The organism is Streptomyces sp. NPDC096152, assembly GCF_044763235.1.
Classification (GTDB): Bacteria; Actinomycetota; Actinomycetes; order Streptomycetales; family Streptomycetaceae; genus Streptomyces.
Genome location: NZ_JBIWFW010000001.1, coordinates 674,594 through 689,011 on the forward strand (window position 1 = coordinate 674,594; position 14,418 = coordinate 689,011).

The 14,418-nt window shown below is 74.8% G+C and carries 13 protein-coding genes and 1 riboswitch; of the genes, 3 read left to right on the forward strand and 10 right to left on the reverse strand.

Annotated features, from left to right (window positions below; genetic code table 11):
• Positions 1–188 precede the first annotated feature (188 nt).
• The 7 genes from ACIQ9G_RS02955 to ACIQ9G_RS02985 all read right to left on the reverse strand — a co-directional run bounded on the left by ACIQ9G_RS02955 (position 189) and on the right by ACIQ9G_RS02985 (position 8,217).
• Positions 189–605, reverse strand: coding sequence for a transglycosylase SLT domain-containing protein (locus ACIQ9G_RS02955; protein ID WP_403605327.1), 417 nt, complete (start codon positions 603–605; stop codon positions 189–191).
• A gap of 337 nt (positions 606–942) precedes the next feature.
• Positions 943–1,983: an ECF transporter S component gene (locus ACIQ9G_RS02960; RefSeq protein WP_403605330.1), complete on the reverse strand. Its 1,041-nt coding sequence runs from the start codon at positions 1,981–1,983 to the stop codon at positions 943–945.
• Positions 1,980–3,920, reverse strand: coding sequence for an ABC transporter ATP-binding protein (locus ACIQ9G_RS02965; protein ID WP_403605333.1), 1,941 nt, complete (start codon positions 3,918–3,920; stop codon positions 1,980–1,982). The genes ACIQ9G_RS02960 and ACIQ9G_RS02965 overlap by 4 nt, the downstream gene beginning before the upstream one ends.
• Positions 3,917–5,113 (reverse strand): energy-coupling factor transporter transmembrane protein EcfT, encoded by a 1,197-nt coding sequence (locus tag ACIQ9G_RS02970; RefSeq protein WP_403605336.1) that lies wholly within the window; start codon positions 5,111–5,113, stop codon positions 3,917–3,919. The genes ACIQ9G_RS02965 and ACIQ9G_RS02970 overlap by 4 nt, the downstream gene beginning before the upstream one ends.
• The gene (locus ACIQ9G_RS02975) at positions 5,106–5,795 is read right to left on the reverse strand and encodes an SCO2322 family protein (RefSeq protein ID WP_403605339.1); all 690 of its coding nucleotides are present in this window, start codon (positions 5,793–5,795) and stop codon (positions 5,106–5,108) included. The genes ACIQ9G_RS02970 and ACIQ9G_RS02975 overlap by 8 nt, the downstream gene beginning before the upstream one ends.
• Positions 5,792–7,003, reverse strand: coding sequence for a prenyltransferase/squalene oxidase repeat-containing protein (locus ACIQ9G_RS02980; protein WP_403605342.1), 1,212 nt, complete (start codon positions 7,001–7,003; stop codon positions 5,792–5,794). Before ACIQ9G_RS02980 ends, ACIQ9G_RS02975 begins: the two co-directional genes overlap by 4 nt.
• Before the next feature lie 129 nt (positions 7,004–7,132).
• A riboswitch (cobalamin riboswitch) is annotated at positions 7,133–7,205 on the reverse strand.
• A 343-nt stretch (positions 7,206–7,548) separates the two neighbouring features.
• Positions 7,549–8,217, reverse strand: a complete 669-nt coding sequence (locus tag ACIQ9G_RS02985) for a TetR family transcriptional regulator (RefSeq protein ID WP_403605344.1) — start codon at positions 8,215–8,217, stop codon at positions 7,549–7,551.
• Between the two features lie 209 nt (positions 8,218–8,426).
• Between ACIQ9G_RS02985 and ACIQ9G_RS02990 the strand changes: the two genes are divergently transcribed.
• From ACIQ9G_RS02990 to ACIQ9G_RS03000, 3 genes are read left to right on the forward strand one after another with little or no spacing between them, the layout of a single operon-like run.
• Entirely contained in the window at positions 8,427–9,965 is a 1,539-nt protein-coding gene (locus ACIQ9G_RS02990; protein ID WP_403605347.1) for a glycosyltransferase family 4 protein, read from the forward strand.
• Between the two features lie 55 nt (positions 9,966–10,020).
• The gene (locus ACIQ9G_RS02995; RefSeq protein WP_356185736.1) at positions 10,021–10,755 is read left to right on the forward strand and encodes a class I SAM-dependent methyltransferase; all 735 of its coding nucleotides are present in this window, start codon (positions 10,021–10,023) and stop codon (positions 10,753–10,755) included.
• Positions 10,752–11,822, forward strand: a complete 1,071-nt coding sequence (locus ACIQ9G_RS03000) for a prenyltransferase/squalene oxidase repeat-containing protein (RefSeq protein WP_403605351.1) — start codon at positions 10,752–10,754, stop codon at positions 11,820–11,822. Before ACIQ9G_RS02995 ends, ACIQ9G_RS03000 begins: the two co-directional genes overlap by 4 nt.
• A gap of 4 nt (positions 11,823–11,826) precedes the next feature.
• Here ACIQ9G_RS03000 and ACIQ9G_RS03005 read toward each other — a convergent pair whose 3' ends face one another.
• The 3 genes from ACIQ9G_RS03005 to ACIQ9G_RS03015 all read right to left on the reverse strand — a co-directional run bounded on the left by ACIQ9G_RS03005 (position 11,827) and on the right by ACIQ9G_RS03015 (position 14,243).
• Positions 11,827–12,114 carry a hypothetical protein gene (locus ACIQ9G_RS03005; RefSeq protein WP_356185741.1) on the reverse strand — a complete coding sequence of 96 codons (288 nt, stop codon included), beginning with the start codon at positions 12,112–12,114 and terminating at the stop codon, positions 11,827–11,829.
• A 237-nt stretch (positions 12,115–12,351) separates the two neighbouring features.
• Complete coding sequence (locus tag ACIQ9G_RS03010; RefSeq protein WP_403605355.1) at positions 12,352–13,080, reverse strand: hypothetical protein; 729 nt, start codon at positions 13,078–13,080, stop codon at positions 12,352–12,354.
• 188 nt (positions 13,081–13,268) lie between these two features.
• Positions 13,269–14,243, reverse strand: coding sequence for an N-acetylmuramoyl-L-alanine amidase (locus ACIQ9G_RS03015; RefSeq protein ID WP_403605358.1), 975 nt, complete (start codon positions 14,241–14,243; stop codon positions 13,269–13,271).
• Positions 14,244–14,418: the final 175 nt, after the last annotated feature.

Below are 14,418 nucleotides of genomic sequence, written 5' to 3' on the forward strand. Positions count from 1 at the left end.
GGCCTGGCGTGCGCCGCGTGCGGTGTGGTGCGGGTGCCGGGCCCGGGGTACGCCGCGTTCTCGGGGGTGCCGGGCCCGGGGGATGCCGCGTTCCGCTTGGTGTGGGTGCGGCGAAGGCGACGGCCCCGGGGATCAGGGGGCCGCCGCCTCCATGGCTGCCGTGAGGTGGCTCAGACCGCGGGTGCGGCTCAGTACCAGCCGTTGGCCTGCCAGAAGTTCCAGGCGGCGGACGGGCTGCCGTAGCGGGAGTTCATGTAGTCCAGGCCCCACTTGATCTGGGTCTGGGCGTTGGTCTTCCAGTCGGAGCCGGCCGTGGACATCTTGGAGGCCGGCAGGGCCTGGACCAGGCCGTAGGCGCCGGAGGAGGAGTTGGTCGCGGAGACGTTCCAGTTGCTCTCGCGCTCCACGATCTTGCTGAACGCGTTGTACTGGGAGGAGTCCGGGATCATCTGGTGCGCGATCGCCTGCGCCTGACCGGCCGAGTTGGCGGGGGCGGCCTGGGCGGGGGCCGCGGTCAGGGCCATGCCGACGGCGGCGGCGGCCACGGCGGCGGTGGTGAGGGACTTCTTCGGGGTGGCGATGCGGCGGATGAAGGAGACGGACACGGAGAACCTCTTGCGTCGGGGACGGTGGGGGTCGCGTGCAGTTCCGTCACCACGCGGTGCGCGGTGGGGCGTGCGTCGGTGCCGTGACCCGTGGGGCCCGTGGCGCCTTGCGACGTCGTTCAGACAAGCAGGTGGGAAATCCGTCCGCAAACATCCCTTTTACTAGTTGTCGTCGCATCTGGGGCGAAGGTCCGTCGTGTGAGCTACGTCGCAATGCGCAGGTCAGCGGGGGTGTCCGGGCGCGCGGGTCGCGCGCGGGAACTACGGCCCGGGATCGTAGGTGATCCGCGTCACGTGGGCGGGCTCACGGAGGCCGTCGCCGTACGCGTACGCGGACTCACGGAGCGGGTGCGTCGAATGTGACCGGGGCCTCGAAAGCGGCGCGGCGGGTGGCGCGGCGCAGGGCGCGGAGCAGCGCGGGGCCGAGGGTGAGGGTCAGTACGACGGTGACCACGGCGCGGCCCAGGTCCCAGCCGAGCGAGGTGGCCAGGCAGTACGCGAGGAAGCGGGCCAGGTTGGCGGGGACGGCGGCGTGCGGGTCGAAGGCGATGGAGGAGGCGAGGGCACCCATGAAGGGCCAGCCCGCGAGGTTCATGACCGTGCCGTACGCGAACGCGGCGAGGAAGCCGTAGAGAGCCAGCAGCGCCAGTTCGGCGCGGCCGCGCAGGCGTTCGGGGCCCGGCAGCAGGCCCGCGCCCATGGTGAACCACCCCATGGCCAGCATCTGGAACGGCATCCACGGCCCCACTCCGCCGGTGAGCAGGGCCGAGGCGAACATCGTGACGGAGCCGAGCACGAACCCGAAGCCCGGTCCGAGGACGCGCCCGCTCAGCACCATCAGGAAGAACATGGGCTCGATGCCGGCGGTCCCGGCCCCGATCGGGCGCAGGGCCGCGCCGGTCGCGGCGAGCACGCCGAGCATGGCGACCGCCTTCGGGCCGAGCCCCGACTCGGAGATCGTCGCGGCCACGACGGCGACGAGGAGGACCAGCAGGCCCGCGAACAGCCAGGGCGCGTCCTGCGCGTGCGCGCCGAGCTGCGAGCTGGGCGGGGCGAGGAAGGGCCAGCCGAAGCCGACGACCCCCACGGCGCCCACCAGGACGAGGGCGGCGAGCGAACGGGGGCCGAGGCGGACGGCCCGCACCCGGCGCCGCGGGCCGGTGGCGTGGGGGCCGCCTTCGCGCCGTGGGCCGGTCGTGCGAGGGGCTTCGCGGCGCGGGTCGGTCTCGGTACGGCCTTCGTGCCGCGGGTCGGTCCCGGTGTGGCCTTCGTGCCGCGGGTTCGTCTCGGTGTGGCCTTCGTGCCGCGAGTCGGTCTCGGTACGGCTTCGGCGCTGTGCGGCGGTCGCGCGAGGGGCTTCGCGCTCTTCGGCGGTCATGCGAGGGCCTCGCGCACCTGGGCCGTGGTCAGCCACGGCTGCGGCGCCAGGATCTTCGTAACCTGCGGTGCGAAGGACGGGGAGGAGACCACCACGTCCGCCGTCGGGCCGTCCGCGATCACCTCTCCGTCGGCGAGCAGGACCACCCGGTGGGCCAGCTCGGCGGCGAGTTCCACGTCGTGCGTGGCGAGCACGATGGCGTGGTCCTCGGCGGCCAGGGCGCGCAGGACGGCGACCAGGCGGGCCTTCGCCGAGTAGTCGAGACCGCGGGTCGGCTCGTCGAGCAGCAGCAGGGGCGGCCGGGCGGTGAGGACGACGGCCAGGGCGAGCGTGAGCCGCTGGCCCTCGGAGAGGTCACGGGGGTGGGTGCCGTCCGTGATGCCGGGCAGCAGCTCCGAGACCAGGGACCGGCAGGTGCCCGGCGGGGCCCCGGCGTCCCGGTCGGCGGCGGCGCACTCGGCGGCGACCGTGTCGGCGTAGAGCAGGTCGCGCGGCTCCTGCGGGACCAGGCCGACGCGGCGGACCAACTCGCGGGGCGGGGTGCGGTGCGGGGGCGCCCCGCCGACCCGGACCCGCCCGGCGGACGGCTCGACCAGGCCGACCAGCGACCCGAGGAGCGTTGACTTGCCGGCGCCGTTGCGGCCCATGAGGGCGATGGTCTCGCCCGGCGCGACGGTCAGGTCCACGTGCCGGAGCGCGTCCACGCGGCCCCGCCGGACGGCGAGCGAGCGCACGTCGGCGACAGAGGCGGCGGTCTCGGCGGCGGGGGCGCCGTCGGCACCGGCACCGGCGGTCGGGTGCTCCGGCGTGACGCCGGGCACGGCCCGCCGGAACAGGCGCCGGAGGACGCCGGGGGAGCGAGGGGCGGCGGGCCGGGACGCGCTGCCTGAAGCCGGGTGCCCGGAGGGCGGGTCGGTGGCCGCCCCGGCGGTGCCGGTCGTGCGTGTGGGTGACGCGTCGGCGCGGGTCGCGGTGTCGGCCGTCCCGGTGCCGTCGGTCGGTCGTGTCGGGGCCGGACTCGCGGAGGCAGGGGGCGCTTCGGGCGTGGGGGCCGAGGCGCCCGTGACTCCCGGGCCGGCCGGCGGATGGGTGAGAGGCGGAGGCGCGGAGCGCGGGACGTGGTGGGCCAGGCGGTCGCGCAGGGGGGCGGCGCGGCGGCGGGCGTCGCGGACCGTCAGGGGGAGGGGGGCCCAGCCCGCCAGCCGGCCGAGGTCCACGACCGGGGGGAAGACGGGGGAGACGGCCATGACGTCCGCCGGGGCGCCGAGGACGGGCGCGGCACCCGGGGAGGGCAGCAGGACGACCTGGTCGGCGTACTGGACGACGCGCTCCAGGCGGTGTTCGGCCATGAGGACCGTGGTGCCGAGGTCGTGCACCAGGCGCTGGAGCACGGCGAGGACCTCCTCCGCCGCGGCCGGGTCGAGCGCCGAGGTCGGCTCGTCGAGGACCAGCACCCTCGGGTGCGGGGTGAGCACCGAGCCGATCGCGACCCGCTGCTGCTGCCCGCCGGAGAGGGTGGCCAGAGGGCGGTCGCGCAGGCCGGCCAGGCCCAGCAGGTCGAGCGTCTCCTCCACCCGGCGCCGCATGACGTTCGGGGCGAGCCCCAACGACTCCATGCCGTAGGCGAGTTCGTCCTCCACCGTGTCCGTCACGAAGTGGGACAGCGGGTCCTGGCCGACGGTGCCGACGACGTCGGCGAGTTCGCGCGGCTTGTGGGTGCGGGTGTCGCGCCCGGCCACCGTGACGCGGCCGCGCAGAGTGCCGCCCGTGAAGTGCGGGACGAGGCCGCTCACCGCGCCGAGGACGGTGGACTTGCCCACCCCGGACGGCCCGACGAGCAGCACGAGTTCGCCTTCCGGCACCTCGAAGTCGACGCCCCGGACGGTCGGTTCGGCGGCGCCGTCGTACGTCACGGAGACGTCCTCGAAGCGGATCATGAGGGCTCCTCGGCGGCGGGGGTCGACGGTGCGGAGGGACGGTCGGTGGCGGCGCGGCGGGGTGCGGCTCCCCGGCCCGGCGCGGGAGCCACGGGGGCGGCGGGGGCCAGGAACGCGGGGAGCAGGCCCAGGAGTACGGCCGCCGCGGGCCACAGCGGGAGGGCCGGGGCGACGAGCGGGACCACACCGGGGTGCAGCGCGCCGGGATCCCGCGCCGCGGCCAGGAACAGCAGCGCCGCGACCGCCGCACCGGATGAGGCCACCAGCAGGGAGCGCGGGTTCCAGGTGTCGGGACGGTAGCGCGTGCGCGGCGAACGGCGGCCGCCGAGCCACAGACCCGCCAGCGCGGCGGCGACCCCGGCGAACAGGACGGGGAGGCCGTAGGTGCCGCCCTCGGCAGTGAGCAGCCCGTACGTTCCGGCGCAGACGCCGAGCAGCCCGCCGAGGGTGAGGGCGGCCGTGGTACGCCGGACGGAGGGCGCCACCTCGGCGGTACGGCCGTAACCGCGGGCGTCCATCGCGGCGGCGAGGGCGACGGAGCGCTCCAGCGCGCCCTCCAGTACCGGCAGTCCCACGTGCAGCAGACCCCGGACTCCGCGGTCCGGGCGGCCCCGCAGCCGGCGCGCGGCGCGCAGCCGGCGGACGTCGGCGACGAGGTGCGGGGCGAAGGTCAGCGCGACGACCACGGCGACGCCGGTCTCGTACAGCGCGCCCGGCAGGGACTTCAGCAGGCGGGCGGGGGCGGCGAGGGCGTTCGCAGCGCCGACGCACACCAGCAGGGCCGCCAGCTTCAGGCCGTCGTAGAGCGCGAAGACCAGGGCCTCGGCGGTGACCCGGCCGCCGAGGCGGATGCCCTGCGCCCAGTGCGGCAGCGGGACTTCGGGCAGTGTGACGATCACGTGCGTGCCCGGGATCGGGGAGCCGAGCAGGGTGGCGAAGGCGAGGCGGACCAGCAGGACCGCCAGGGCCAGCTTGACGAAGGCGGGGTAGGAGCGGGCGGAGGGGGTGTCCGGGCGGCAGGTCACCACGACGTACCCGGACACCGTCAGGAGGAGGGTGAGCAGGAGGGGGTTGGTGGTGCGGGTGGCGGCGGTGCCGAGGGCCAGCGACCACAGCCACCAGGCCCCCGGGTGGACCGCGAGCCTGGAGGGCGTACCGCGCGACGGCCCGCGCCCGGGGCCGTCGCTACCCATGCCTGCGCCGGCGCGCCTGCCACACCGCCGCCACGGCCAGGGCCGCCACGCCCGCCGCGCCGGCGAGCAGCCCCACCGACGGGCCGTCACCGGACGACTTCCGCGACGAGAACGGGGACGCGGAGGAGGCCGAGGACGAGCCCGGGGCGGCGCCCGCGCCCGCGTCCTTCCCCGCGGTCGTGACCTGCTCGCCGCAACCCTGCCGGGGATATCCGGCGATCGCGCACAGCAGGGCGTTGGTGTCGTACCGCAGCGGCCCCGCCACCGCGGCCAGGGCCTCGGCCGTCGTCGCGTCCGGGGACACCCGCGCGCAGGCCGTGCGCGGGCCCGGCGGGGTCTCGCCGGACGGGGCGTCCGCCCTGGTGCCGAAGTCCAGCACCAGGGCCACCCGCTTGCCGTCGTGCCGGGCCGGGGTCCGCGCGCAGATCGTGGCGAAGTCGGCCGTGCCGCGCGGCTGCTTCGCGTTCCGCGAGTCCTCGCTCACCGCGAACCGGAAGCCCTGGACGTCGCCGTCGGCGGGGCGCGCCGTGGACGGCCCCTGTGTGGCGTACGACCAGTGGCCGCCGTCCCGCTCCCAGAAGGACCAGTAGCGGTAGCCCGCGGCCTGCGCCTGACCGGCGCCCGCCGGGAGCAGGAACGCGGCCAGGAGCAGGACGGCCCGCACGCGGACCCGGCGGGTCACGGCTGCTGCTTCTTCCGGCGGCCGCTGAGCAGGAAGCCGACGCCGATGCCCGCGACCAGGCAGACGCCGACGAACCACCACACGCCGTACCCCGCGTCGCTCTTGCGGTCGGCGTGCGTGGACTTGTGCTCGGCCGACTGCGGCGCCGGGCCCGCGGCGTTGAGCCGGTCGACCAGGTTCACGCCGCCGAAGGCGCGCGGGTCGGTGCCCGTCGCGTGGGCCGCGAAGACCAGCTGGGCGTAGGCGGCGGGGCCGCTCTGCTTGGCCCACGCCTCGAAGTGCCCCTCCAGCCACCGCAGCGGCTTCTGCGCCTGCCCGGCCCCGCCCTGCGCGGCGAGCGCGACGACCGCGTCGGCGGTGTTGCCGTAGTCGGGCTGGTCGGTGGAGCCGGGGAGCACGGAGGTCAGGTAGCCGTCCTTGGCGACGGCGCCCGCGAGGTAGGACGCGCCGTTGGCGGCGGCGCGCTCCGGCGTCGCGCTGCCGGAGCCCGTGCAGTGGGCGGCCGTGCCCGCCGTGGCCGCGGCCTTCGCCGCGAAGCCCTGGCCGAGGGCGCCGACCACCCCGGCGGCGGTCGCGTCCGCGTTGGCGGCGAGCTTGCCCTTCTTGTCGGGCTGGTAGGCGAAGGCGCCGGCCCCGTCGCCGCCGCACGGCAGGGCGAGCTTCAGGAGGGCGTCGTAGGCGGACCGGCCGTCCTTCTCGACGGCCGCGGGCTTCTGGCCGGCGGCGGTGAGCGCGCCGACCACGACGGAGGTGGAGTTGGTGTCGCTGGGGCCGCCGGGGGTGTATCCCCAGCCGCCGTCCTTGTTCTGCACGGACTTCAGCCAGGCCACCGCCTTGCCGGTCACGTCGTCGTGGCCGCCGAGCGCGGCGAGCGCCTGGACGGCGGCGGCCGTGCTGTTGGTGTCCACCATCACCTTGGCGTCGCAGGCCTTCTCGGGCGTGGCGCGGAACGCGGCGAACGCGCCGTTCGCGCACTGCTGCCCGGTCAGCCAGTCCACCGCCTTCGCCGCGGGCCGCACGCCCACGGTGTGCTGGGCGAGCAGCGCGAGCGACTGGCGCCAGACGCCGTCGTAGGTCGGGTCGGTGCTGCCGTAGAGCCCCGACGGGATCGCCGGCTTGGGCGACGGGGACGGTGCGGCGACGGCGGGTGCCGCGGTGCCGATCACGGCTATGGCGGCCAGAGCCGCGGCGTTGCGGCGAACGTTCATGATCGGCTGCTGCCTCTCCCTGAAGAGAGCCGGACAGCACGGGACACCCCGGGCGGCTCGGCTCCGTAACCTCGACGGTGCCGTGTGCCGGCGGACCGCCGACGCACGTGAGCCGGTCACGTCCGCCCGGGGCAGTCCGGCTCACCGCCCCACGGGCGGCTCACGGTTGCGGGTCAGCGCCGGAATTGCACCGGCTTCCCCTCGTACGGGTGTGATGACGACGCGGCCACTCTACCCGCAGGTAGCGGGGCCCCGAGAGGGGCCTGTGTGCTGGGGAGCCGGCCCGCGTGCCCGCCGCCACACCGCACCGAAGGGGTCGGTCGCGGTGGCGTCGTCCGGTCCTCGCGCGGGGTGACTGTGCGGGCCGATGTGACGGGCGATGTGCGGGGTGATCCGCGGGAGCGGGTGGTCACCGGAGAACAGGCTTCCCCAGCCCCGGAGTTGGGCGGGCAGGCCGTTCCTCCCGGTGCGGACGGCGGGCGGGGGGCGGACGCGCCGTCAGCGGTAAGGGGGGAGGGGCGGCCGGGAGGCCCGTCGGACGGGCTCTAGGCGTCCTCCGCCGGAGCCGTCAGGTCGATCAGACGGCAGACCGTCTCGATGTCCGTCCGCACCTGGGCGATGGAGGCCCGGCCCGACAGCCAGGTGATCAGCGCCGAGTGCCAGGTGTGCTCGATCACCCGGACCGCGGCGAGCTGTTCGGGGGCCGGGCTGTCCAGGCCCATCGCGTCCAGGATGATCGCCGTGGTCTGCCGGGAGACCTGGTCCACCTCGGGGCTCACGCTGCGGTCGGCGAAGGTGAGCGCGCGGACCATGGCGTCGGCCAGGTGCGGCTCGCGCTGGAGCGCGCGGAAGGCCCGCATCAGGGTCTCCGCCACCCGTTCGGCCGCCGTCTCGCCCGCCGGCGGCTTCTTGCGCAGCGTGCCGTGCATGTGCTCCAACTGGTCCTGCATCGTGGCGACCAGCAGGTGCACCTTGGAGGGGAAGTAGCGGTAGAGCGTGCCGAGCGCCACCTGCGAGGACTCGGCGACCTCCCGCATCTGCACCGCGTCGAAGCCGCCCCGGCCCGCCAACTGGGCGCTCGCGTGCAGGATGCGGCGGCGCCGCGCCTCCTGCCGCTCGGTCAGGGGAGACGGCGGGGGACCGTCCGCTCGGACGGAGTGGGGACCGGGGGAGGTCCGCGCGGTACGGGCTTCCCCCTTGGCTTCCGCAGGCATGGGCACCGTTCCGTGACAGTCGGTGAGGGCGAGTGATCGGACAGCAGGGCAGGGGCGCCGGCCGTGGCATGAATCACCTGATCCACTTCTCACAGCGCGGCTACCTGCCGGTAGATTCGGAGCCTCCTGGACGATCAAGTCTGAAACTTGTTCTAGATTAGCGTCCCGGCGTAATCTCGCGGGACAATGCAGGAAGAAGGGGGCCCAGAGTGACCGCTGAGGCCAGTCAGGCGGGTCCCCGGGAGGACCCGGCCGCGGACGGCGAGCGACCGCTCGACATCGCGCTCCTCACCTACAAGGGGAACCCGTTCTGCGGCGGGCAGGGCGTCTACGTGCGCCACCTCTCGCGCGAGCTGGCCCGCCTCGGCCACCGGGTGGAGGTGATCGGCTCCCAGCCCTACCCCGTGCTCGACGAGGGCCTCGACGGCCTGCGCCTGACCGAGCTGCCGAGCCTGGACCTCTACCGCCAGCCGGACCCCTTCCGCACCCCGAAGCGCGAGGAGTACCGCGACTGGATCGACGCGCTGGAGGTCGCGACGATGTGGACGGGCGGCTTCCCCGAGCCGCTGACCTTCTCGCTCCGCGCCCGCCGCCATCTGCGAGCCCGGCGCGGCGAGTTCGACGTCGTGCACGACAACCAGACGCTCGGATACGGGCTGTTGGGCGATGTCGGCGCGCCGCTGGTGACCACGGTCCACCACCCCATCACCGTCGACCGGCAACTGGAGCTGGACGCCGCCGAGGGGTGGCAGCGGGGCTGGTCCGTGCGCCGCTGGTACGCCTTCACCCGGATGCAGAAGCGCGTCGCCCGCCGCCTGCCCTCCGTGCTCACCGTCTCCGGCACCTCCCGCCAGGAGATCGTCGACCACCTCGGGGTGCGCGAGGACCGCGTCCACGTCGTCCACATCGGCGCCGACACCGACCTGTTCTCCCCCGACCCCTCGGTGCCGCGGGTGCCGGGCCGGATCGTGACGACGTCCAGCGCGGACGTGCCGCTGAAGGGCCTGGTCTTCCTCGTCGAGGCGCTCGCCAAGGTCCGTACCGAACACCCCGCGGCGCACCTCGTCGTCGTCGGCAAGCGGCCCACCGAGGGACCGGTCGCGCAGGCGGTCGAGCGGTACGGCCTGGAGGGCGCCGTCGAGTTCGTCAAGGGCATCTCGGACGCCGAACTGGTCGACCTGGTCCGCTCGGCCGAGGTCGCGTGCGTGCCGTCGTTGTACGAGGGGTTCTCCCTGCCGGCGGCGGAGGCGATGGCCACCGGCACCCCGCTGGTCGCCACAACCGGCGGCGCCATCCCCGAGGTCGCCGGCCGCGACGGCGAGACGTGCCTGGCGGTGCCGCCCGCGGACGCGGGCGCGCTGGCCGCCGCGCTGAGCCGGCTGCTGGAGGACGCGGAGCTGCGGGACCGGCTGGGCCGGGCCGGGCGCGAGCGGGTGCTGCGCCACTTCACCTGGGCGCGGGCCGCCGAAGGCACCGTGGCCCGGTACCGGGAGGCCATCGCCGCGGCCCGGGCCGACGCCCCCGCCCCGTCGCGGTCCACGGCCGACGCCCCCGCCCGGGCGCGGTCCACGGCCGTCGCGGTCGGCGCGGCCACGACCGGAAGCGGCTCGGCGGCAGCCGTCGCGGCGGAGGCCGAACCGGCTGCCGTGGCGACGGGCCGCGAACCGGCTGCCCTGGCCGCCCGCCCGGGGGCCACCGCCGTGGCGGCCGGAGCCGAGGCGCAGGCCGCGGTGGAGGCGGCCAAGTGAGAGGCGCCGCACCCCAGATGACCGACGTCGATTCCAACCGCGAAAGCAGGAGCACGTGCTGACCGTCGACTTCTCCCGGTTCCCGCTCGCCCCGGGCGACCGCGTCCTGGATCTCGGCTGCGGTGCCGGACGGCACGCGTTCGAGTGCTACCGGCGCGGCGCCCAGGTCGTGGCCCTCGACCGGAACGGCGAGGAGATCCGCGAGGTCGCCAAGTGGTTCGCCGCGATGAAGGAGGCGGGCGAGGCCCCTGCGGGCGCGACCGCGACGGCGATGGAGGGCGACGCCCTCGCGCTGCCCTTCCCGGACGAGTCCTTCGACGTCGTCATCATCTCCGAGGTGATGGAGCACATCCCGGACGACAAGGGCGTACTCGCCGAGATGGTGCGGGTGCTGAGGCCGGGCGGCCGGATCGCGGTCACCGTCCCGCGCTACGGCCCGGAGAAGGTCTGCTGGGCCCTGTCCGACGCCTACCACGAGGTCGAGGGCGGCCACATCCGCATCTACAAGGCCGACGAACTGCTCGCCAAGATGCGGGGAGCGGGCCTCAGGCCGTACGGCTCGCACCACGCGCACGCGCTGCACTCGCCGTACTGGTGGCTGAAGTGCGCCTTCGGCGTCGACAACGACAAGGCCCTGCCGGTGCGGGCGTACCACAAGCTGCTGGTCTGGGACATCATGAAGAAGCCGCTGGCCACGCGGGTCGCCGAGCAGGCGCTGAACCCGCTGATCGGCAAGAGCTTCGTGGCGTACGCGACCAAGCCCCACCTCCCCCGGGCGGCCGCCAAGTGACCACTCCCCGCACGGAACACCTGGTCCTGCCCGGAGTCCTCACCGCGGAGGAGGCCGCCGCGACGGTGCGCGGCATCCTCGCCGTGCAGCGGGAGGACGGGGCGATCCCGTGGTTCCGCGGGCACCACCTCGACCCGTGGGACCACGTCGAGGCGGCGATGGCGCTGGACGCGGCGGGCGAGCACGAGGCGGCCGAGCGGGCCTACACCTGGCTGGCGCGGCACCAGCAGGCGGACGGCTCCTGGTACGCGGCGTACGCCGACGGAGCCCACGACGACGTCACCGACCGGGGCCGCGAGACGAACTTCGTCGCCTACCCGGCCGTCGGGGTGTGGCACCACTACCTGTCCACCGGCGACGACGCGTTCCTGGACCGGATGTGGCCGGTGGTCTACGCGGCGGTCGAGTTCGTGCTGAGCACGCAGCAGCCGGGCGGCCAGATCGGCTGGAAGCGGGAGGACGACGGCACGGCCACGGCGGACGCGCTGCTGACCGGCAGTTCCTCGATCCACCACGCGCTGTGCTGCGCGCTCGCCATCGCCGAGCAGCGGGAAGAGCCGCAGCCGGACTGGGAGTTGGCGGTCGGCGCGTTGCGGCACGCGATCCGCCGGCACCCGGAGCGGTTCCTGGACAAGGACCGCTACTCGATGGACTGGTACTACCCGGTGCTGGGCGGCGCGCTCACCGGCGTGGAGGCCAAGGAGCGCATAGAGTCCGGCTGGGACCGCTTCGTGGTGCCCGGACTCGGGGTGCGCTGCGTGGTGCCCAACCCGTGGGTGACCGGTGGCGAGTCCGCCGAACTGGCCCTGACGCTCTGGGCGGTGGGGGAGTCCGACCGCGCCCTGGACGTCCTCAAGTCCATCCAGCACCTGCGCGATCCGGAGACCGGCCTGTACTGGACGGGCTACGTCTTCGAGGACGCCGCGATCTGGCCGCGGGAGCTCACCACGTGGACCGCCGGGTCCCTCCTCCTCGCCGTCGCCGCGCTCGGCGGAGACGAGGCCACCTGCACCGTCTTCAGCGCCGACCGGCTGCCGAGGGGGCTGGACCCGGACTGCTGCGGCTGACGGGTCAGCCGCGCATACGGCCGGCGATGGCGTGCCCCACGAACAGGTAGACCACCGCGGCCAGGCCGTAGCCGGCGACGACCCGGGCCCATGCCTCGTTGAAGGTGAACAGGTCACGTGACCAGCCGGCCAGCACGTCGGCCGCGTTGTGGACGAACTGGACCAGTTCGTTGGCCCGGTTGGCGTCCAGCAGATACATCAGGATCCACAGGCCGAGGATGAAGGCCAGCACGTCCGCGATCATCGCGATGACTCTTCCGGCGGAGTTGGAACCGCTGTGATAAGGGGACATGGCTTCCTTCTGGCCCCGGTGGCCTGATTGAAACCTTCGGCGCCGGGGCGGGCCGCCTCAGGGTCGAGCTCGGCCCGGACCCGCGGCGTGCCCGGGTCCGGGGACGGCCCGAGTTCCATGTCCCCTTCGACTTGTCGACGACATAGGTCAGTTGTGCAAACGCCCCGCGACGGTACGGCGACGGCCCCCCGCCCGGAAGGGCGAGGGGCCGTGGTGCCGTGCCGACGGCGGAAGGACTCAGCCGCGCTGGATGCTGGACGCGTCCTGCAGGACACCGCGGCGGCCGTCCTGCATCTCGGCCAGCAGGCCCTGGCCGCGCTGCTCCACCGCCAAGTACCACACACCCGGCGCCAGTTCGGCGATCTGCGACGAGCCGTCCTCCGCGAACAGCGGACGCGGGGCCGGCACCGCGAACCAGAACGGCGAGAAGGGCGCGGCCGGCTGAGGGGCCTGCTGCTGCGGCTGCCCTCCGAAGGGCTGGGTCTGCTGCGGCTGGCCGCCGAAGGGCTGCTGCTGGGCGCCCGGGTAGCCGTAACCGCCCTGCGGCTGCGCCCCGTAGGGCTGCGGCGCGGCGGGCTTGGGGGCCGGGACGAGCGCGGCCTGGAGGGCGGGGACCAGCGGGGTGGCGACGGCGGCACCGGCCAGGACCAGGGCCGCGACGAAGCCGAGGATGAGGCCCGCGCCGGCGCTGATCGAGCCGGGGGTGTCCACCAGCTGCCAGAACAGGGTCCACGCCACGAGGATCGTGAAGGCCGCCCCGACCGTGCCCAGGTCCAGGCCCGCCACCTTGCGGGGCTGCGGCAGGCAGCGGTTGACGACGATCAGCGCGGCGCCGACGACTCCGCCCATGTAGGTGCCCAGGCCCAGACCGAGTCCGTCCCAGGCGTTGCCGCTGCTGACGAAGCTCGTGTCGTACAAGTCGAGGAACGACGCGATGAACAGCAACACCGCTGCTCCGATCACCACGCCGTCGCCTCGAGTGAGGGAGCGGATATTCACTTCAGGTCCTTCACAGGTCGTCTCGTCGTCGGTAGAGGCGTCGCCGTCACCGGGTCGCCGTCAGGCCCCGGTGCGAAGCGCGGGGGTGGCCCCTCATCGTAGGGACGACACTATCGTCCGTCCCGAGAGGGTGTCCGCCGGGATCAGCGCCCCGGTCACGACCCGCGCAGGAAACTCACGATTCCCTCAGAGATCCCCTGCGCCGCCTTCTGCCGCCAGGCGCCGCTGGTCAGCAGCGCCGCGTCCTTGCTATCGCGCATGTTGCCGCACTCGATGAACACCTTCGGAACCGTTGACAGATTGAGACCGCCCAGGTCCTTCCGTGTGACGAGTCCGGTGCCGCCGCCGATGTAGTTGGACGGCGCGTTCCCCGTGACACGAACGAAGTTGCCCGCGACCCGCTCGCCGAGGTCGCGCGAGGCGGCGGCGATCGGGCGGGTGTCGGCACGGCCGGCGTGCACGGACGCGGGGAGGATGACGTGGAAGCCGCGGTCGCCCGCGGCGGCGCCGTCGGCGTGCAGGGAGATCGCCGCGTCCGCGTGCGCGGCGTTGCCGATCCGTGCCCGCTCGTCCACGCACGGGCCCCAGGCCGGGGAGTCCCCGTCGTGCGTCAGCTTCACCGTGGCGCCCTGCTGCTGGAGCAGTGCGCGCAGCCGGTGCGCGAGATCCAGGCTGAACCGGGCCTCGGTGTAGCCGGAGTTGGTGGACGTGCCCGTGGTGTCGCACTCCTTGCGGTTGGTGCCGATGTCCACCTGACGGTTGATCTCGCCGGTGTGCCGGAAGTTGCCGGGGTTGTGCCCCGGGTCGATGACGACGACCTTGCCCTTGAGGGAGCCGGAGGCGGCGGGCGCGGAGGCGGAGGGCTCCGCGCTCCGCGACGGCGTCGGGGAGGCGCCCGGCTGCTTGGAGTCGTCGCCGGGGGAGGAGGCCGGGGCTGGCGGGGGAGCGCTCGTGGCCGGTCGCGCGCCGGCCCGGTCCGCGCCGCCCCCGGAACCGTCCTTGCCCACCGCCTCGTACACGACCCAGCCGAGCAGCCCGCCGGGCACCAGCGCGGCGAGCGCGACGATCAGGGGCGCGCGCCGGGAGCGGCGGGGCTGCGGGGGATCGAAGTCCGGGCCTAGGTACGACACGTCAGCCACCCTAGCGGCCGGCCACGGTGCACACGGCCCGAGCCGGTCACCCGGGGGCTGGCGCGGGATCGGGGCCCCGCGTCCGGTGCCGGAGGGCTGGCGCGGGATCGCGGTCCCGCGTCCGGTGCGAGCCGGTCACCCGGGGCCCCGTGCGGTGCGAAACCGGGGTCCCGCG

Excerpts from the sequence above, each read along its gene's own strand:
- ACIQ9G_RS02960 (WP_403605330.1), bottom strand. The coding sequence starts at position 1,983 with ATGACCGCCGAAGAGCGCGAAGCCCCTCGCGCGACCGCCGCACAGCGC.
- ACIQ9G_RS02965 (WP_403605333.1), bottom strand. The coding sequence starts at position 3,920 with ATGATCCGCTTCGAGGACGTCTCCGTGACGTACGACGGCGCCGCCGAA.
- ACIQ9G_RS02970 (WP_403605336.1), bottom strand. The coding sequence starts at position 5,113 with ATGGGTAGCGACGGCCCCGGGCGCGGGCCGTCGCGCGGTACGCCCTCC.
- ACIQ9G_RS02980 (WP_403605342.1), bottom strand. The coding sequence starts at position 7,003 with ATGAACGTTCGCCGCAACGCCGCGGCTCTGGCCGCCATAGCCGTGATC.
- ACIQ9G_RS02985 (WP_403605344.1), bottom strand. The coding sequence starts at position 8,217 with ATGCCTGCGGAAGCCAAGGGGGAAGCCCGTACCGCGCGGACCTCCCCC.
- ACIQ9G_RS03005 (WP_356185741.1), bottom strand. The coding sequence starts at position 12,114 with ATGTCCCCTTATCACAGCGGTTCCAACTCCGCCGGAAGAGTCATCGCG.